Raw genomic sequence first — 20,272 nt, 5'->3', positions numbered from 1 at the left:
GTCTTGAAGACGAGTGTTTGGGGACCAATAATTTTAGTTGTGAGGAGTTTAGCGTTTGCTGATGTCCACTCACACATGCTTGCCATGGTATTTGCTCGTCGACTCGCAGCCAGTCCATCCGTGGATGCTCGACCGCCCCATCTGATGTGAAAGGATTCACAAATGCCGCGATGGCATGGACGCCAAAGAGCGGCCATGGGGCGGAAGGTCGTCTCGCAAATCACCAAGGCTCACCTGTTTAGCATTGGCGAAACCTGTTTGTTTTTAAAGAAATAGGTAGCATGCTTTGGGACAAAAGCGTATTAGGTCATCAGCTATAACAAGTGAATTTCGCATAGAAATTTCTATGGTGTAACGCCTTGCTCAGCTGCATTTTTGGAGTAGAAGCTTTTGTGTTATCAAACAAAAAAGAAGGAACGGAAAAATTTCAGATACAGCAATTTGTTATGTTCGCATTCTGATAATACTATCAACATATTGATGGACCATTATTCAACTTTCACATAGAAGCAATTACATTTACAACTGAAAAGACCAATTTGAGGATCTTTAGGTGTAACTCCCTTACGTTTAGCTTGTGAGTTAGCAACTTCTACAGCGTGCTTAATCTCATTAATTTCTTTGCTAGATAGCCTTCTCGTATGCCCATGTACAGGACATCGTTCTCGTTCTCCATCACCCGATATTCGCTCTCCTGACATATTGATGCCCTCTTTCTAATTTCTACCGCTTTAAACATAACGCCGCCAGCAACTGCCGGAGTGAGTTGGAAGCTTTTTTACGTCTTTTTGCAAAAAAGAAGACAGTTTACGGAGGTCAGATTGACTGGCCTTGTTAAACATTTTAGAACTTGAGCGAATAACCACTGGAAACCCACTCATTGAAATTTTCCGCCAACAATACCATAGACTCTTTCGTTAAATCGCCGAAAGGTACCCTATAAACTGGCCAGTCTTCTGAACTTATATTATGTGTGGTATCGAAGACAATTGACTCTCCCCCACCATCTGAACCAATAGCAACCAACCCAGGCAAGTATTGCTCGTAGCAATAGGCTTCTGTTAATTCGGATATCTCTTTAGCGCTCCAGAGCACAACTGAGTCATCTGGTTCTTGCACGCCAATCGGAGTTTCTGCCCCATTAGTTTCAAGCAAAAACTTCTTATACTCACTCGGAAGATCTGTTCCTAACCATTTCTCAAGAGCCTGAATTTCTTCAGCACTTGCTGGATTTTCCGGATATTCGAATTTATCTCGATATTTGCTCATAATGCTTAACGCCCATTTAAGGGGCTGATAATCGTTTGCTAAAATTGTGTAGCGAAGCGAAGTCGAGCAAACTGTTAGCAGTCCCGCTTTAAATGCTTGTATGGGTTAACGTTTGGCTAAGGTGCAGACTTTAGCCCATCCCTGAGAGCGGAGCGAACGATTTGAACCGCGAGTTAGGCTATCACAGTTACTCAAGGTCTACACAAACCTGCTTGTGCCATGCAGAAAGATTCGACCATTCTTCCTTAGTGCTGCCGTTGTGAGACCAATAAATTATCTCACCCGTCTTTGCTATGCAGAAATAGTCGCCATTATCCTCGATGAATGGCAAAAGGTCTCTTGGAAGACCAATGACATTCCAGGCTGTTTCAGCAATGTCAAAGATATCAAGATGACCAGAGCCAGGTAAAATTACCGCAGGCTCAAAGGTAGCGTTTGCAACATCGCTGCCAGACTTCAAAAATGATCGGTAGTCGTCATGAAAACTGATGCCCAGTTTGCTTTCAGCGCTGGTTATTTCGGTATCTGTCGGGTTTCGAAATGGATCGTTATTCATAATTATTGTTGCCTAACGTTAAGCGGCGTCCCAAGCCAATTTTAATTGACCGAGGCGAACAAGTGATACTCTGGTGAGCGTTTATCATCAACGAACAATTTAAAATTGCTTGATATCCCTCTTAGATATTGCCAATAAAGGTTAACATAATCATTCACATAGAAACAATTAATTTCCTAAAATTCTATTTTTGCAAAACACAGATTTCCACCGCCAACCATTTCAACCACAGTGAAATACCCTCCGCAAAAAGGACATTTTCAGACATAACTTTCTCCCCTGAAATCTATGACCGTCAATTTAGATAATGTCACGCTGATAGAACGGAATGGGGCAATATAACTAAATAGTTCTTTGGGTACTTCCAAATTAAAATGGCGGAAATCTAAGATTTCCGCCATTTTCGGATGATACGTTACTACTTAACATGAGACTCAGTATCGGGCGTTATTGCTCAACACCCCATGCCGACGACTCACATTAAAGGTGACACATTAACTCGTGCGGTACTGCTTTAAAATGCCATCTAACTCGACCGAGGCATGGTGCAGATCGTTGGCTAAGGTCACACTGCGCTGGGCCGTTTGTTTGATGGTTTCCGACTGATGGCGGATTTCATTCAATTGTCCAGCAATGTCGCGAGCGGCGACACTCTGCTCTTCCGCCGAGGCGGCAATTTGGCTGCTCATATCAAATACCGCATTCACCGATTGCGCCATACCTTGAACATCGTCACCGACGGCGATAATCGCGCTGCGGCCTTCATCTGCCTGATCGACTATTTCCATGGTAATGCTAGATAAACGACTCGTGCCAGACTGTAAGCCTTCAATCATGGCCTGAATTTCTACCGTGGCCTGTTGAGTTCGACCCGCTAAGGTACGCACTTCATCGGCTACCACAGCAAAGCCACGACCTTGCTCACCGGCACGGGCCGCTTCAATGGCCGCATTTAAGGCTAACAAATTGGTTTGCTGGGAAATACTGTTAATGGTTGTGACTACAGCATCAATACTCGCCGCATCCTTAGACAATTGTTCCACCGATGAAAACGCCGCGCCAATCTTAGTTGAGAGTAAACCAATACTTTCCACTGTGTGGCTAATACGCCCACGACTGGCCAACATTTGGGTTGAGTTTTCCTTGGTTTGCAACGAAGTATTACTCGCATTAACAGAGACTTCTTCAATCGCTGAGGTCATCTGCGCCATCGCCACGGCAACGGAATCGAGGAATTGATGTTGGAACCCAATTAGTTTATCACTGGTGGCCGCCTGTTGATTAAATTCATCGGATGCCAATGATAAGGTCTGTGCATTTTTGCCAATGGCTGACACCATTTCACTCATATTGTCGGCGCAGCGATCGATTTCCCGGGCAATCAAACTGAAATCGTCAGTACCAAAGAAGTTTAATCTAAAGCTCAAATCACCATCGGCTAAGCGTTTGATGGCTAAGTACATGTCCCATAATCCACCACCGAGTGAAGTTGAAATCCAGTAACTCAGTTGGAATAAAGGCAACAAACCCACTAACGCTAACCAGAACATAAAGTTAGCATCGCTACGCGCATCGGCTTCCCACTCATGGACATTCTGCGTCAGTTGTAAGGCTTGGCCTGACACAACACTGGCGCTGGCCGTCACTTTATCCCCTTGACGCTGCGCATCACTTTGCCTTGAAGTTACAGTTAACCCGTATTGGCTGGCAAATTGAGATAAGGCGTCAGCTTGTAGCTTTTGCGCCGTTGCAACTTGCGCTAAGGTATCGACGCTAGCTTGAACCCGAGCGATAGAGGCCTGCTCAAGGTTACGATGCGCATGTTGATAGTTGACAAGCGCCACGGCGGCCGTGATCAGCGCCACCATAGAACACACTACCCAAAACTTTCCGTTGAGACTGAACTTGATCAATATGGCATCAATGGTACGAAACTGGATTTGTTTCATCTTGATAATTCCTAAGAACAAAATGCTATTTGGCACTAAATCAGCAGTATAGCTCAGATTGTCACGACAACTATGTCAGTCATAAGATCTGAGCAGGTATTATGCTAATCAGCGCTAGCAACTTGGTTACGTGTGGCGGCAGACCACTTTTGTGTCAGAGTAACCAACTGCCCCGTTAACAAGCTCATGCTAAAACCTAATAAGCCACCAATGATCAACGACGGCACGACATTGGCCACATCACCCGCCATAGCAAAGGTAGTGCAACAGCCAATAAAGGCGCCAGGAATAAAGCTAAGCTTTTGATAACTTGCCTGTAAACACATGGCCGAAGTGGCTATGCCGGTAAAAATATACCCAAATACGGGCGAAATAAAAAAGCTGCTACCCGAGATAATGAGCCAAGCCCAAAATACACCGGACAGGTTTGTGCACCACGCCATCATCACGCCCTGAAAGCCAGCCTTAGGTTGAGCAAAAAAAGTGCTACAACCTAAAAAGCCGATCCAAGTGACCAGATGAAAGGCATCTGCGACGCCACACCAAATAGCCGCCAATAGGCCGGCAGAAATAGCGACTTGCCAACGATTTTCCATGGATGACCCCTTTAGTAATTCTATTCACGGAAGTTTAATACCCTTGGGCGCTCTAAAATGTGTATTTTGAGGTAGCTTGGGTAAACATATTGGTTAAATTACCTCTATTTTGGTAACAAAAACCTGATCTATTGCTAATTTTCGGCATTAATGCCCGTAAAATCGCTAACAAGCAATTTTTTTGTGGTAAAAAAACGAAAAAAGCGCTTATTAGGCGCTTTTTTGTTCAAACGGCTTTCAGTTAACCCTCTTGCCGACACTTACACTCGCAATAGTTTATTCACGGGAAGATCGCGGATCCTCTGCCCCGTCGCCGCAAAAATCGCATTGGTTAAACTCGGGGCAACGGGCGGCACACCCGGCTCACCCACGCCCGCTGGCGCAGCATCAGACTCAATAATGATGATCTCCATATCGGGAGTTTGGGGAAGTCGCAGCAAAGGATAATCGTGGAAATTCGATTGCTGCACCTTGCCCTCTTTGTAAGTGATTTCCCCCATCAAGGCTAAACTCAAGCCAAATACAATCGCACCTTCTGTCTGGGCTTTTACCCTATCAGGGTTAACTATCGTGCCCGCATCTATGGCTGCGATGGCATTAAGCACTTTAAGCTGTTTATCCTCACTCACTTCCACCAACATAGCCACAGCGACGTAACTCACAAAACTGCGGTGTACAGCAAAACCCCAGCCCTGATTTTCACCCGCCTTGGGCGCCTTAGCTTGGGCTTTTTCGACCGCGTCGATTACCCCAAAATAGCGACTGACGTCCACGGGATGACGATCAAGATCTTCGCCATAGTTGCCATATTTAAACTGTTGGTCGGTAAAGGTCTCACGCCTTGCTTCACCTAACAGGCTACGCCACATTGCAGGGCAAGAAACCTGAGAACGATGAGCCATTTCATCGACAAAACTGCCGACACTAAAACCGTGCTGAATGTTACACACAGAGCGCATCCAACCAATACGGCTATGCGCCTGCGCTTTTACCGCTTCGTATCTTAAATTTGGCAAAGCAAAGGGCACATCCACAAAGCCTAAATCCAACTCACCGCCAGAGGGATATTCCACCCCTTCAGCAAAGGTTGAACTGATCGATGGGAATCCCGTACGGGCTAAAAGCGCGGTCGGTTTGTTGCTGGCATCAAACAGCGCCTGATAGGACTGGGCGCTGATAGCATGGTAATAACCGTTTTGAATTTCATCTTCGCGGCTCCAACTCACCTTAATTGGACACTTGAATTGCTTCGATAACAGCGCGGCTTCAACACTAAAATCAGGTTTAGATTTACGCCCAAAACCACCACCCAATAGGGTGACATTCACTTTAATCGCATCTTCTTCCATACCCAACGCAGCGGCCACATTTTGCTGTGTACTTTGCGGCGTTTGGGTCGATGCCCAGATTTCACAGCCCTTTCCAGTCACATGGGCAGTTGCAACGGGCGGCTCAATAGAGGAATGGATTAAATAAGGCACGGTATAAACCGCCTTTAACGTATTCGCTTCGGGCCAGTTTTTGATCTCATCACCAACTTGGCGCACAACATTACCGCTTTGCTGTACCCGCTCGACCAACTCTTTCAAATAGAGACTTGAATCATGCTGACTGTTGTCGGCCTGAGTCCAAGTGACTTTTAAAGCTTTGCGCCCTTCAAGGGCACTCCAAGTGTTTGTGGCGATGACAGCAACGCCGCCCAAAGCCTGAAAAGCGGGTGCGCCCTTAGCGGCTGGCAAACGATACACATCCACTACCCCGGACACTTTACGCGCTGCGGTATCGTCCAAGCTTGCCACATCGCTCCCGAGCACCGGTGGGCGTATTATGCTGGCGTAAAGCATGCCGTCGCGTTTGATATCGTAACCATAAATCGCGCTGCCGCTTAACATGGCATCCATATCAACGATTTGGCGTGATGCGCCAATCTGCTTGAAATCTTTAACCTCTTTAAAGGTTAATGACTCAACGGCAGGTACGGGTTGCTCTGATGCGGCTAACGCTAACTCGCCGAACTTGGCCGAGCGGCCCGATTTTGCATGCAACACTTTATGGTCGGCGGTATGCACCTCGCTCACGGGGACTTTCCAGCGCGCAGCGGCGGCTTGCTCTAGCATGGTTCTTGCCATCGCCCCCATCTGGCGCATACGGTCGTAATTTTCGCGAATACTGCGGCTACCGTCAGTGTTTTGGCTGGCATAACGTTTATCAGCTAAACCTTGAATAGGGACAATTTTATCCCAATCCGCTTCTAACTCTTCGGCTAAGACTTGCAGAATGCCGGTTCTGATCCCTTGTCCCATCTCGGAGCGATGGCAAGTGAGGTACACTTTGTCGTCTTCACCAATGGCAATAAACAGATTCAACCGCGCTTCTTTATCCTGCGCCAGCGCCATGGGGCTCCATGTTAGTCCGCTCGCCCCTAATGCTAATCCGCCACCCACTGCGCCAAACAGTTTTAGCACGTCGCGGCGGCTGATATTTTCTACGGCAGTAAAAGTACTCATATTAGCCCTCCTGTTTGGCATAGTTTTGCAGTGCGGCTTTGATCCGAGGATAGGTGCCGCAGCGGCAGATATTCCCCGACATGGCCGAGTTGATTTGTTCTGCAGAAGGTTTCGGATGCTGCGCCACTAACGCCGCAGCCGACATCAGTTGTCCCGCTTGGCAATAGCCGCACTGGGGCACGTTATGTTCGGCCCAAGCATTTTTAAGCTTTTGATTATCCAGCCCTTCAATTGTTGTCAGACGTTTTCCCTGTGCCTGCCCCAAACTGGTTAAACAGGCGCGCACAGGTTGGCCGTCTAAATGCACAGTGCAAGCACCGCATAGCCCTGCACCACAACCATATTTAGTGCCCGTGAGCCCTAAAATATCCCGTAACGCCCACAGGATTGGCATCTTAGGATCGGCATCTAAGGTAAATGATTTACCGTTGATGGAAAGTGTTTGGGTGGAAGCGGCGGTACTGGCTTCCTTGATAACTGCAGTGGTTGATAATACTTCTGCCATAACTCACTCCTTAAGTGCCAACCACGACGCAAGATCGGCTTGGGTATCAATATCAATTGCGGCGCGGGGTAGTGTTATAGCAACTAACGCTCCCTGCTGTGCTTGTTGTTTTAGAATCGATTTCGCCCCGCGATCACCACTCAAGTGAGTGAACTGCGGTAATGTAGAGGCATTAAAAATAGCTGGTACGCCTAAATCATCCAAATAATGGGCGGCAACGTCTTTACCGGTTTCATGCCATGTCCAAATCAGTTGTCGATAATCGTCTGCACTCAAGGCCACTTGGTCTGCCAATGTCAGCAGCATGGCATCAAAGCCCTGCTCTTTGGCATAGCTTGCCGCCAAACTCACTGAGGATGCCAAGCCTGTTTGCCACTGTGGATTAACTAAAATATCAAAGGGTTGGCGGGAATGAAGATCGACTAATAATGGCTGCAATATGTACTGATGAGCACCGAGTATGATTAACAAAGGCGTATGCTGGAGCGAATGAGTGTCTTTGCGATCCAAACCTAAATCTTGGCAACTAAGCTGCTGTAAACGCTCAACATGAGTGTTAATGATGGTTTGTTCGCGAATTTTCGTAGCGCTATGTGATGGTAGAAGTTGCGCTAACTTTACCCCGTCAAAGCGCTTACTCTCGCCGGCCGCAAGTACCACAATCAGCAGCCGCTTGGATGAAAGTGGCGTTTGCTCTGTCAACGTTAGCGCTGCCGACTTTGGCGCTGTAGACATTAGTACAGAAGACTTTTGTACTGGCGGCAATGTCATTAACGCATTATCTCATCGAGATGTTTTAAGGTTGCGCCATGGAGCACGCCGTGGCACTGGGCCAAAATACTTAACGCCACGGCACTCGGTAACTCGCCGCCAAGGGCAAGCCCTGCGGGAGCAGAAAATACCCCAGAAAAAGATTCAGTACTGAGCCCTGCCATTCCAAGCACTTTATCCCGTCGATGGGCAGGACCAAGCAAGGCAATATAGGCTAGCGGATGCGCTTGAATAACCTTCAATGCCGCAGCATCTAAGCCCAAGTTATGGTTCATCACTACGGCACAATCCAATTGGGCGATATGATTCGCGGTTAATTCCCCAGCGGCAAGTTTCACTACATGGGCATGGGGGAAATCCGCCGCTCTGGCATAGGCGGTACGACCATCAAAAACCGTCACTTGCCAGCCTAAGGTATGAGCCATGGCGGCAATAGGCTTAGCGTCGATACCACCGCCAAAAATCCCAAGGTGGAATCTTGGTCTCAGCGGAATGATCAGCGATTCTCCCGCCTCTTGGGTGAAGATGCCCGTGCGGACAAAATCGCTGGCGGGGAACGGTGTCAACGCTTCGGGGTAGAAAGCGGCTTGATATTGGCGCGCATCCGTCCCCGCTTTGACTAATGGCAATTGATAAAAACCCGACCGACCGTGGCGAAAAGCCTGCACTAGCTCCACCAAACCAAGATCATGATTCTCTTTTAAGAGTGGGATCAACATGATATCCACTATGCCGCCACAGCCGAGTCGATAACTGGCATCGGACTCATCGCTTGCATCATAGGTCACGCACGTGACTTGCTTTGTCTGCATGGCCTTTTGGGCATGGCGGCGGAGATCGGCTTCTAAGCAGCCGCCACTTAACATACCCACGCCTTGACCGAACTCATGAAACAACATCATGGCGCCGGGTTTACGATAAGCCGAACCTTGAATTTGGGTGATCACCGCAAGCACCCAAGCGTCATCCGCTAGTGGTAGCCAATGCTCTAGTAAATCTTCGATTTGGTGATCCATCCGCAAGGACTCCATTGGGTTAGGGAGATTTAAAAAATTTAATGCGCTTATCGCTATTGAAACGATCAACCGTTAATAACGCAGCTATCGACGTCTATTTGTCATCAAAACTTGACGCAAGTTTTATCAGCAAATAAAACCGCTTCGTCAAACGCTCGCATTAAACATATGGACAACCAAGTTAGCAAAGGCGTGTGCGTATTGAAAGGAGTAATAGATTTCAAAAAGTGTTGAAGCATAAAATATGTTCAGGGGAAGTTAAAGAGGAAGAATTGACGTCCATGTCTGAGTGGCGTTTGTTCGCAAATCAACCACATTTCATCTAAAACTGGTATTCGCCCGCCTTAGTGCGCAGTATCTGGGATTGGTTGTCTAGACTAATGGATGTCGATTCAATCTGTTCGATAATCTGTGATACTTCACGGGAATTATCGCGGATCACCATCATGCTCGAAGCGATTTCTTTAGAAACCAAGGATTGTTCTTCGGTTGAAGCGGCAACCTGAGTATTGATCCCATGAATCGCTTCCGTACTATGGCGAATATCCTCAAATACTGCCACGATACGTTGCAGTTCTACCCCCGCCTTTTGCATTAGCGTCGCCGCTTGAGTCACAGATGTACCCACTTGATTGGTACGGCTTTGAAGGCTTGCAACAATATCATCGATTTCCTTGGTGGAATCTTGAGTGCGCTGGGCTAATGAGCGAACCTCATCAGCTACCACTGCGAAGCCTCGTCCTTGCTCACCGGCCCGTGCGGCTTCGATCGCGGCATTCAGTGCCAGCAAATTCGTCTGCTCCGCAATCGCCTTAATCACACTCAACACATTGCTGACTTGGGTACTTTCGTTCACTAGATGCGACATAGAGTCTTGAGTATTCCTAAACTCAGTTTCTAATACCGACATGGCTTTCAACGCTTCCGATACTGTCTGTTTACCTACAGTGACATGCGTTTCATTTTCGGCGGCGCGGCTTTCAGCATTCGAGGTGCTCTCACTCACATGCACTAAGGTCGTGGTCATTTCTTCCATCGCACTGGCGCTGGCGTCCAGTTCTCTCGCCACCCGATTTGAGCTTTCACGCGAAATTTGAATTGATGCTTTAGTTTGCTTAGCTAAATCAGCCACCTCTTTTGCAATGCCATCAGTCGTCGATAATGAACTGGCAAGGGAGGATATAAACAAGTTGATTTGATTAACAATTTCGCCAATTTCCCCCTGAGTCGTAACAGAGATCCGCCGCGCAAGATTTTTAGAGCGCTGAATATCGAGCAATTCAACACAGGTCTGCACTAAGGGAGTCACAATCCTGCTCTTAACGATAATAAATCCGCCAACGGCGGCTAAAATCACGATAAATAACACCAGTTGAGACCAGTTTAATGCTGCATGCAGGGAGTCGAGTCGGTTATTCACATCACCATCGGTACGTTTATCCAATGCTGTAAAAAACTCATCAATCGGCTGCATGATCTTAGCTTTTTCTCTGTGGTATTGGTCGCTATGTAATAACTCCCTCGCCATGGTTAAGTTAGGCTCACCTTTGATCGTGTAGGTTTGGGTGTTGGGGTCCATAAAAATACCTTTAACGGCATTCATGGCTTTCACTTCGAGGGCGACTAACGCATCTGAGTTTTGCTGAGCTTGTTCAAGGTAACGGAATTCTTCATCAGAAAAACCGAGGGACTTCATTTGCGTGTTTATCGCAATGCTAGCACCGTCGGGTTTTGGCTTATCGCCATAGCTCAGCACCAAATCCCAGTAAATCTGGTGATATTTTTCAGGTCTAGACTTCTCACCATTACGGATAGCCAAAATATCCATATACATTTTTTCGTATTTTTCATCACCCGTAACAGCGTAAGTTCGAGCGAGACGCGTTAGGTCATCGGAACTTTGTCTTAACTCATCGGCAACTTGATAGGACTGATATCGAACGCTAGCCGCATCATTAAAGAGATCGATTTTAGACTTAACATTGAAGCTCAATACCGCAGAAATCACGGCACTCGCGACTATGGTCGAAAAGACCACGCTCATCATTGTTTTTGTTTTCATACTTACCCCAGTAGACGGAAGAACTGCTTTAAGTCTAGAAGGAAAAACAGAAAACATAAAAAAGGTTGGTTTATTAGTTGAAATAATCATTTGATTTGCGAGTGATTATCGCTCACAAATCAAGCAATGCTGAATGGCGTCTCAATTACAGTAAAAGTTGGTCCGCGACAAAGGGGTTATGCTCGCGCTCTTCACCAAAAGTCGACATAGGACCATGCCCAGGAATGAATTCAACCTCGGCACCTAAGGGCCACAGTTTTTCGGTGATCGAGTGAATTAAATCCTGATGATTTGATTGGGGGAAATCGGTGCGGCCGATAGAACTTCGAAACAAAATATCCCCCACCCACGCCAACTTAGATTGGGCAGAGAAAAGTGCAATGTGTCCCGGCGTATGCCCAGGGCAATGCAGCACAGATAAACTTTGCTCGCCCACTTTAACAATATCGCCATCCTGCAGATATTGATCCGGTTCAAAGGCATCGCAATGGGGAAAACCAAAATTTTGGCTTTGCTTAGGTAAGTTATCAATCCAGAATTTATCGGCAATATGCGGGCCAATAATCGGCACATTGGCGGCTTTCGCTAAGGCTTTTGCACCACCGACATGATCGATATGCCCATGGGTAAGGAGGATTTTTTCGAGGACGAGTCCAAGTTTCGCCACTTCGTTTTGGATCCTATCAATATTCCCACCGGGATCCACGACTGCCGCACGCTTGGTTTTTTCACACCAGATCAAGCTGCAATTTTGCTGAAAAGGTGTCACTGGAATAATCTGATACTTCATAGCTTCAATCTCGTGTTATCCATAAGCGATAGATTACGCTAAGAAACTCATCATGGCTCAAATTTATATCCAAAAAATTGATCTTCACCAAAAGCTAATCAAATAATCCTAGCTTACGACATAAACTATTTTGTCTATACCCAAGTTAGCTGAAGATACGCGTTTCAGGTAGCCTAGGTTACTGCATCTTCAGCTTATTTGGGTATACAATCTGCCAATCACAATAACATGATCCTCTGCCATTAAGGTTGTTTGATGAAACCCGATATTATTCTCGCCGGAGTGCTGGCGAAGAAACACACTTTTACCTTGCCCCTCAACTATCAAAATCCAATTGCAGAGCAAATCCAAGTGTTTGCCAGAGAACTCTGTAGCCCAGAAAACAGAGATAAAAAACTACCTTATATCGTATTTTTTCAAGGCGGCCCTGGATTTGCGGCCATGCGTCCCGCCAGCAACAGCGGCTGGATCCGCCGCGCATTAAAAGAATATCGAGTGTTATTACTCGATCAACGTGGTACAGGCTTATCAACACCGATTAATTACCAAAGCCTGCAACATTTAGATCCCGCAGCTCAAGCGGATTACCTAAGCCATTTCAGGGCTGACAATATCATTCGTGATGCCGAAACGATTCGTGCCCAGCTTTGTCCCGCCGATAAGTGGGCGATTCTCGGCCAAAGTTTCGGGGGATTTTGCGTGTTACATTATTTAAGCGCCGCCCCTCAAGGCGTCAGTGAAGCCTATATCACAGGTGGCATACCATCATTAACCCGTAGCAGCGACGACGTCTATCTTGCGACATATCAACGCGTACTGGCGAAGAATAAACAATTTTTCCAACGCTTCCACGATGCTCAACATCTCGTCACTCGCTTAGCAAAACATTTGCTTGAAAATGAAGTGTATTTGGCAACGGGTGAACGCCTCACGGTTGAAATGCTGCAACTGCTGGGTATTAATATTGGAATGGAGCAAGGGCCTGAATCGGTTTATTATTTGCTTGAACAAGCCTTGATCAACACGGCTTCAGGGACAGTCGTTAACCCGTTATTTTTAAATCATTTCGGTCAAATGCTCGATTACAACACTAACCCGATTTTTGCCCTGTTGCATGAAGCCATCTACTGTCAACACTCGGCTTCACAATGGTCGGCACACAGGGTTAGACAGCAATTCCCCGCCTTTAACTATCAACAAGGTAAACCGTTTTTATTCACAGGTGAGATGATATACCCATGGATGTTTGACCAATTTAGTCACTTAGTGCCGCTTAAAGCCGCGGCAGAAATCCTTGCCCATAAATCAGATTGGCCAACACTTTACAATCTAGAGCAACTGGCACAAAACCGAGTCCCTGTTGCAGCAGCCATTTACAGTGAAGATATGTTTGTAGAGATGCAATACAGTTTAGAAACCACAAAACAAGTTGGCAGGCTAAAGTATTGGTTAACATCAGAATATGAGCACAACGGCATCCGCATGGATGGAGAACGCATACTGGATAAGCTCATCAGCTTAAACCGAGGCGACACCCTAAGATAAATATGAGCTTTAAGGGCTAATTAAGTTAATGCTGAGATTATATGCCTGCTCCTCATCAATTGAGTGATTTTGGCAAGCTTTAACGACCCATTTCCGTATGAGTAAACCGTTTTGGTTTACTCTTTTTTTGCCCAAATTCAGTGCTATGAAAGCGTTATAGCTTAAGGTCGAATATCCCCTACAACAGAATCACAACGCACTCGTGACGATTAAACCTCTGTAGCCATTTTGCGTGTTCGACTCCTTGCGCCAGCACTAGCCACTGACGTCTTCACACTGCTTTTAGCTGTACTTGTAGTGCCTGCCCGTTTTGCCGAACTCGAGGCTTTGCGGTAAGGCGACTTACGATAACCAGATTTATTACTTGCCGTTTTACGATAACCTTGGCCTTGTAAACCATTAAGCGCGGTTGGCAGTTGTGCGCCTGCATTCTGGATAAGCGTGGATAAGGTGCCGAGCAGTGGTTGCATAAAGGCTTGATAAGAGGTTTCTTTATGGCAAATGCCATTCAGACTCGCTTCCCAAAGCGCTGTCATATCCGGCGTAGTCGCACTCGCGGGCAAGCTGTTAATCAATCCTTTCCCCACGTCTGTCGAGACAATAGATTTACCTAAGCGTTGTAAAAAACCGCGTTTGAACAGCAATTCGATAATACCTGCACGGGTAGCCTCTGTACCTAATCCATCGGTTTCTTTAAGAATTTTACGGATCTCAGGATCGGTCACATAACGGCTAATACCCGTCATAGCACCGAGTAAAGTGGCATCGGTAAAGGCCTTTGGTGGTTGAGTATTTTTCTCCAACAATTCGCCTCGAGTACAATGCAAAGCCTGTCCCAATTTCAAAGGCGGTAATTGGCCGATAAACTCGTCATTCTCCTCATCGTCCTTACCTGCGCTTTCTTCCGTCGACTTGTTGCCACTCGCCTTACTGCCATTAGGCTCTTGGCGGGCAAAGAGTTGCTTCCAGCCCAGGGATTTATCCTGACGCGCCTTGGTATTAAATAAGCCCCCCTCGATTGTCACTTGCACTGTGGTTTCACTGTAACAATAAGCCGGATAAAACTGGGCTAAGTACTGGCGAGCAACATGAAGATATAACTGCCTCTCACGCTGACTCAAGCTAGATAAGTTAGCCGTCTTCGCTGTGGGGACGATTGCGTGATGGGCGTCCACTTTTTTATCATCCCATGCTTTAGATTTAAGACGGGGCTCGGGTGCATCAGCACCTTGTAGTAACTCAGCAGCACCGTCACTTATCGCCTTAAGTACCGAAGGCGCAAGGTTATGTTGCTCAACGGGTAAATAACGACTGTCGGAGCGTGGGTAAGTAATGAGTTTATGGCGTTCATACAAACTCTGGCAGGTATCGAGCACATCCTTAGCACTCATACCAAACCGTTTGGCCGCATCAATCTGTAACGCGGATAAGCTGTAGGGCAATGGTGGATTCTGTTTCTTGTCCTTAGCCACTAATTGAGTGACTAAGGCTGGTTTATCACTGATGCGACTCACCACATTTTGCGCTAGCCCTCTCGCTAACACTCGTCCTTCTTCATCCATATAAGGCTGACAAGCTTCGCTAGGTTGCCACTTGGCGCTGAAGGTTTCTTGCTTCTCGGTCGCCAAATGCGCCAGTACTTCATAAAAAGGCTTAGATTGAAAGTGGGCAATCTCTTCATCACGGCGCACCACTAGCCCAAGCAATGGCGTTTGTACTCGGCCGACGGATAACACGCCTTGATAACCGACCTTTTTACCTTGGATGGTGTACGCACGCGTCATATTCATGCCATAGAGCCAATCGGCACGACTGCGAGCTAAGGCCGATGTGGATAAAGGAATAAACTCGCGATTGCTGCGTAGCTGCGTTAGAGCCCGTTTTACAGCTTGGGGGTTTAAGTCACTGATCAGTAAACGCTGGGTTTGATGTAGCTTGTCCCCCGTCACGCCAAGATAGGCAATCACTTCATCCACGAGTAACTGCCCTTCGCGGTCGGGATCGCCCGCGTTAACCAGCGTGTTGGCTTGTTTGACTAATCGTTTTAGCACTGTGAGTTGGCTGCGGGTCGCAGCCTTAGGTTTTAGTTGCCACTTGTCTGGCACTATTGGCAAATGCTCGAATTTCCAAGACTTAAATTCGGGATTATAGGCATCAGGTTCTGCTTGCTCGAGCAAGTGACCAACGCACCAAGACACACAATCGCCATTGGCGGCTTCGATAAATCCATCGCCTTTTTTATGGGGTTTAGGCAATACATCGGCAATGGCCCGCCCTAGGCTAGGTTTTTCTGCGATATAGAGAATCATACAAACACCAAGCACTGGATATAATTACAGTATAATTTAGCCCAAACGCCAGTTGAGTGCAAATTTCTGTAGTAAACCGAGCTTAAATGTAAAAGCTTAAGTGTAAATTCAATTGCGAATGATTCTCAACAAGGCATAAGATACAGTAAATAACTAAGGAGTGACTATGAGACAGTTTGCAATAAATGCGCGACAGGCTATGACAATAACTCCAGCATTAATATTAAGATTCAATCAGTTATTGATATTCCATAGCTTAATGTTACTCGCAATAAGCATGCTCACCAGTACCTGGCTGGGACAAATGAAAATCATCGATATGCCGTTAGCATGGGGATTCATTCTCGTCATTCCTATTGCTGTGAGTGTATCTCTATTACTCAGCCACCAAATCACGCGCCATAGCTTAAGCAGCTTATTCGGCGTGTGGATGCTACTTTGGGTAATGGGATAACTGACATTCATAATAAATCACTACCGTATTTCGAGTTAACTCGCCCCTCCGCTCTATTTATCCATGCTAAAACTCAATTTCAAAACACATTGGTTTCAAATATTTAACACTTTAACTATGAAGCTCCCTAAAAAATAGTTATGTTGAGTATCTTGGATATTTACAAAAATGTCTTAATCAAAAGTGAATGTCCTAACTCAACATCTGTTGAATAACCGTAAACCTAAAAACTCTGCTAAAACAACACAATAAAGGAATCGGAGTCTATGAATGAGATTGTCAACGCGATCAATAGTGTAATTTGGAGCCCTGCACTTATTTTTCTTTGCCTAGGTGTCGGGCTCTATTTCTCCCTTCGCACTCGATTTTTACAGCTGCGCCATCTGCCAGAAATGATCCGCCTGATGTTTGATGGCAAGAGTACTGATGCGGGAGTGTCGTCTTTTCAAGCACTTGCGATGACATTAGCGGGTCGAGTCGGTACAGGTAACATTGCAGGGGTCGCCACAGCAATCACCTTTGGTGGTCCTGGCGCTTTATTTTGGATGTGGATGGTTGCCTTTCTCGGTGCCAGCTCCGCCTTCGTTGAATCTACCTTAGGTCAAGTCTATAAAGAAAAAATCAATGGTGAGTATCGCGGTGGACCTGCTTTTTATATTGAAAAAGGCTTAGGCATGAAATGGTATGCATGGGTATTTGCAATTGCGACCATATTTGCTTGCGGGATCCTGCTGCCGGGCGTACAAGCTAACTCGATTGGTTCAAGTTTAAAAACCGCTTTCAACATAGATCCTAATGTGACTGCAGCCATACTGGCTATGCTTCTTGGCTTTATCATTTTTGGCGGTGTAAAACGTATCGCTCACTTTGCCAGTGCCGTCGTCCCCTTTATGGCACTGGGTTACATCATAGTGGCTTGTGTCATCATAGCGCTAAATATTGGCCAGCTACCGGGTATTTTATGGTTAATTATCAAAAGTGCCTTTGGCTTTGATGCGGGTTTTGGTGCCATTTTAGGCTTAGCCATCATGTGGGGGGTAAAGCGGGGTATTTACTCCAACGAAGCGGGTCAAGGTACAGCGCCACATGCCTCATCTGCAGCGGCGGTAAGCCATCCAGCCAAACAAGGGTTAGTTCAAGCTTTTTCTGTGTATATCGACACCTTATTCGTTTGCTCTGCAACTGGTTTCATGCTGCTTATTACAGGACTGTATAATGTTCAGGGCCCTGACGGTGCGGCGCTCTATACCGGCATTGCCGGAGTCGCTGCAGGACCAGGCTACGTACAAACGGCAATGGAAAGTATGATGCCAGGATTTGGCAATATCTTTGTGGCTATCGCACTGTTCTTCTTCGCCTTTACGACCATAGTGGCTTATTACTACATTGCCGAGACCAACATTGCCTATATTAACCGTAAAGTAAATCATCCTTGGTTCATGGTCGTTCTCAAAATAGTGATCATTGGCTCAACCGTATACGGCACAGTTAAAACGGCTGATATGGCTTGGGGAATGGGTGACATTGGTGTTGGACTCATGGCATGGCTCAATATTATTGCCATTATTCTATTGAGGAAAACCGCATTCACTTGCCTTAAAGATTATGAATCACAGCAGGCACTTGGCATAGAGCCACTTTTCGATCCGGTAAAATTGGGTATTAAAAATGCGGATTACTGGGTTGAACGTAAGCACGCTGAAGAAAATGTAATGACTGAAACAGCGCAACGCATAAATACGTAGACGTTATCACGATGATCCGTTAAGCAAATATAAGCCATTAAAAAGCCAGTGATTTCTCACTGGCTTTTTTGTATCGTTTAGAACAAAAAGGACACAAACTTTACGATACTGAATTACCCACAATCCTTATGGGTGACAGACGTTATGCAGCTCTAAGTTAGTGCCGATATCTTTATTTCGATCGGCTTTGGCATCGTCATTACGCAGTTGCGTCAAGTGATCTAAATAAGCTTGGTCAACGTCGTTCGTGATGTAGTGACCATCAAATACAGACGTTTCGAAACGTTTAATCGCAGGATTTTCCATTCTTACCGCTTCAATTAAATCGGGTAAGTCTTGGAAAATAATGCCATCAGCACCAATTAACTTGGCGATTTCATCGGCATCACGACCGTGGGCAATAAGCTCATTCGACGTTGGCATGTCAATACCGTACACGTTCGGGAAACGAATTTCCGGTGCGGCAGAGGCAAAGTACACTTTCTTAGCACCTGCTTCACGGGCCATTTCGATGATTTGCTCAGAGGTCGTACCGCGAACGATAGAGTCGTCCACCAACAGGACATTTTTGCCTTTGAACTCAGTGTTAATGGCATTCAACTTACGACGCACTGACTTCTTACGCTCCTGTTGACCAGGCATGATGAAGGTACGGCCAATATAACGGTTTTTCACAAAACCTTGGCGGTACGGTAAATCCATGCAACGGGCAATTTCCAGCGCGATATCGCAAGAGGTTTCAGGAATAGGAATAACCACGTCGATATCGTGATCGTACCATTCCTTCTTAATCTTCTCGCCAAGCTTAGCGCCCATGTTGACGCGACTTGCATATACAGACACTTTGTCGATCGTCGAATCTGGACGGGCAAAATAGACGAATTCGAAGATACAAGGTGCATAGCTAGGCTCGGCTGCACATTGACGGGTATACAGCTGGCCGTCAATTGAAACATAAATCGCTTCACCCGGTGCCACATCACGCATCACTTCAAAGCCAACGGCATCAAGTGCCACACTTTCAGAAGCCACCATGTATTCAGTGCCAGTGGCGGTTTCGTGCTTACCTAATACTAAAGGACGAATACCAAATGGGTCACGGAACGCAACTAAGCCTTGACCAATAATCATGGCAACAACCGCGTAGGCGCCACGAGCTTGTTGGTGTACGTTAGCGACCGCATCGAACACTTCTTCCGACGTCAGGGTCAAACTCGTGGTTTTTTGCAGTTCGTCGGCCAACAGGTTTAACAAGACTTCAGAATCCGAAGTGGTGTTCACATGACGACGTTTTTTGATCAGCCCTTCGGCTAATTCGACTGTGTTGGTTAAGTTACCGTTATGGGCTAATGAGATCCCAAATGGCGAGTTAACATAGAAAGGCTGCGCTTCAGATGCGCTTGAACTGCCCGCAGTTGGATAACGCACATGGCCAATACCAGCATTACCTTGTAGGCGTTGCATATGTTTGACTTCAAAAACGTCTTTAACCAAACCATTGGCTTTACGTAGTCTGAAAGCACCACGATCAATGGTCACAATACCTGCCGCATCCTGACCTCTGTGCTGCAACACTGTCAGTGCATCATAAATGGTCTGATTAACCGATGATTGGCCAACTATTCCGACGATACCACACATGGGTAAGCTTCCTCATTGTAAGATGTTCTATCACTTAGGATTATTTTATTTTCTTTCTTATAGTTTGGGTACAAAGCTGGAGGTATTTTCCAAATAGTCAAAAAACCATTGAATAACAACGCCAAATTCGGGTACTAGCACAGAATCTTTCCACCATTGGGAGTTGGGAGAGCCTGTAAAAGCATCCATGAAAAACAACAAGGCGCTCACAATAAGCGCGCCTCGAATAGCACCGAAGCACAAGCCCAAAAGCCTGTCAGTGCCAGATAATCCGGTTTTGACAACAAGTTGTCCGAGAATATAGTTAACTAAGGCACCGAGTACCAAAGTGGTAATAAAGAGGATGGCAATAGAAACGCCATTACGCAGCATCTCATCGTTCATTTGTGTTAAGTGAACGGCAAGATCTTGGTAAAATTGGCTGGCAACAAAGAAAGCCGCAAACCATACCACTAAGGACATGGCTTCTTTGGCAAATCCACGGATCAGACTGATGAGAGTCGATAATCCGATGACGAATATGATAGCGTAATCAATCCAAACCATTGAGATGGCTT

Annotated in this window: 16 protein-coding genes; 3 read left to right on the top strand and 13 right to left on the bottom strand. The window is 46.3% G+C overall.

Translation table 11 applies throughout. The annotated features are described in order from the left end of the window. Nucleotides 1-843 precede the first annotated feature (843 nt). The 10 genes from KFE26_RS13230 to KFE26_RS13185 all read right to left on the bottom strand — a co-directional run bounded on the left by KFE26_RS13230 (nucleotide 844) and on the right by KFE26_RS13185 (nucleotide 12,021). Complete coding sequence (locus KFE26_RS13230) at nucleotides 844-1,269, bottom strand: SMI1/KNR4 family protein (RefSeq protein ID WP_131523523.1); 426 nt, start codon at nucleotides 1,267-1,269, stop codon at nucleotides 844-846. Nucleotides 1,270-1,456: 187 nt separating this feature from the next. After that, nucleotides 1,457-1,825 carry an SMI1/KNR4 family protein gene (locus KFE26_RS13225; RefSeq protein WP_212600677.1) on the bottom strand — a complete coding sequence of 123 codons (369 nt, stop codon included), beginning with the start codon at nucleotides 1,823-1,825 and terminating at the stop codon, nucleotides 1,457-1,459. Between the two features lie 494 nt (nucleotides 1,826-2,319). After that, nucleotides 2,320-3,774 (bottom strand): methyl-accepting chemotaxis protein, encoded by a 1,455-nt coding sequence (locus KFE26_RS13220; RefSeq protein WP_212600676.1) that lies wholly within the window; start codon nucleotides 3,772-3,774, stop codon nucleotides 2,320-2,322. Nucleotides 3,775-3,878: 104 nt separating this feature from the next. Continuing rightward, a complete protein-coding gene (locus KFE26_RS13215) occupies nucleotides 3,879-4,370 on the bottom strand; it encodes a DUF1097 domain-containing protein (RefSeq protein WP_028761013.1) in 492 nt (163 codons plus the stop codon). 260 nt (nucleotides 4,371-4,630) lie between these two features. Then, a complete protein-coding gene (locus KFE26_RS13210) occupies nucleotides 4,631-6,877 on the bottom strand; it encodes a molybdopterin cofactor-binding domain-containing protein (protein ID WP_212600675.1) in 2,247 nt (748 codons plus the stop codon). 1 nt (nucleotide 6,878) lies between these two features. Continuing rightward, nucleotides 6,879-7,382 carry a (2Fe-2S)-binding protein gene (locus KFE26_RS13205; RefSeq protein ID WP_212600674.1) on the bottom strand — a complete coding sequence of 168 codons (504 nt, stop codon included), beginning with the start codon at nucleotides 7,380-7,382 and terminating at the stop codon, nucleotides 6,879-6,881. A gap of 3 nt (nucleotides 7,383-7,385) precedes the next feature. Next, on the bottom strand, nucleotides 7,386-8,153 hold the full coding sequence (locus KFE26_RS13200; protein WP_212600673.1) for a nucleotidyltransferase family protein: 768 nt from the start codon (nucleotides 8,151-8,153) through the stop codon (nucleotides 7,386-7,388). Continuing rightward, complete coding sequence (locus KFE26_RS13195; protein ID WP_212600672.1) at nucleotides 8,153-9,169, bottom strand: XdhC family protein; 1,017 nt, start codon at nucleotides 9,167-9,169, stop codon at nucleotides 8,153-8,155. Before KFE26_RS13195 ends, KFE26_RS13200 begins: the two co-directional genes overlap by 1 nt. A 322-nt stretch (nucleotides 9,170-9,491) precedes the next feature. Then, complete coding sequence (locus KFE26_RS13190) at nucleotides 9,492-11,231, bottom strand: methyl-accepting chemotaxis protein (RefSeq protein WP_028761018.1); 1,740 nt, start codon at nucleotides 11,229-11,231, stop codon at nucleotides 9,492-9,494. 145 nt (nucleotides 11,232-11,376) lie between these two features. Beyond that, on the bottom strand, nucleotides 11,377-12,021 hold the full coding sequence (locus KFE26_RS13185) for an MBL fold metallo-hydrolase (protein ID WP_131523516.1): 645 nt from the start codon (nucleotides 12,019-12,021) through the stop codon (nucleotides 11,377-11,379). A 255-nt stretch (nucleotides 12,022-12,276) separates the two neighbouring features. On the opposite strand from KFE26_RS13185, the gene KFE26_RS13180 reads away from it, so the two are divergent. Continuing rightward, complete coding sequence (locus KFE26_RS13180; RefSeq protein ID WP_212600671.1) at nucleotides 12,277-13,566, top strand: alpha/beta fold hydrolase; 1,290 nt, start codon at nucleotides 12,277-12,279, stop codon at nucleotides 13,564-13,566. A 209-nt stretch (nucleotides 13,567-13,775) separates the two neighbouring features. On the opposite strand, the gene KFE26_RS13175 is transcribed toward KFE26_RS13180, so the two are convergent. Next, on the bottom strand, nucleotides 13,776-15,875 hold the full coding sequence (locus KFE26_RS13175; protein WP_212600670.1) for a DNA topoisomerase III: 2,100 nt from the start codon (nucleotides 15,873-15,875) through the stop codon (nucleotides 13,776-13,778). A 166-nt stretch (nucleotides 15,876-16,041) separates the two neighbouring features. On the opposite strand from KFE26_RS13175, the gene KFE26_RS13170 reads away from it, so the two are divergent. Both KFE26_RS13170 and KFE26_RS13165 read left to right on the top strand, forming a co-directional pair. Further along, nucleotides 16,042-16,329 (top strand): hypothetical protein, encoded by a 288-nt coding sequence (locus KFE26_RS13170; RefSeq protein WP_113940721.1) that lies wholly within the window; start codon nucleotides 16,042-16,044, stop codon nucleotides 16,327-16,329. A 266-nt stretch (nucleotides 16,330-16,595) separates the two neighbouring features. Then, nucleotides 16,596-18,074, top strand: coding sequence for a sodium:alanine symporter family protein (locus tag KFE26_RS13165; RefSeq protein ID WP_212600669.1), 1,479 nt, complete (start codon nucleotides 16,596-16,598; stop codon nucleotides 18,072-18,074). A 126-nt stretch (nucleotides 18,075-18,200) separates the two neighbouring features. Here KFE26_RS13165 and purF read toward each other — a convergent pair whose 3' ends face one another. Next, nucleotides 18,201-19,715, bottom strand: a complete 1,515-nt coding sequence (gene purF, locus KFE26_RS13160) for an amidophosphoribosyltransferase (protein WP_028761029.1) — start codon at nucleotides 19,713-19,715, stop codon at nucleotides 18,201-18,203. Between the two features lie 57 nt (nucleotides 19,716-19,772). Then, complete coding sequence (locus KFE26_RS13155; RefSeq protein WP_028761030.1) at nucleotides 19,773-20,261, bottom strand: CvpA family protein; 489 nt, start codon at nucleotides 20,259-20,261, stop codon at nucleotides 19,773-19,775. Between the last annotated feature and the right edge of the window lie 11 nt (nucleotides 20,262-20,272).

The sequence above is a fragment of the Shewanella sp. M16 genome (assembly GCF_018224605.1).
In the GTDB taxonomy this organism is placed as follows: Bacteria; Pseudomonadota; Gammaproteobacteria; order Enterobacterales; family Shewanellaceae; genus Shewanella; species Shewanella oncorhynchi.
Note: the sequence above shows the minus strand (reverse complement) of the source record. Positions and strands in the feature narration are given on the sequence as shown.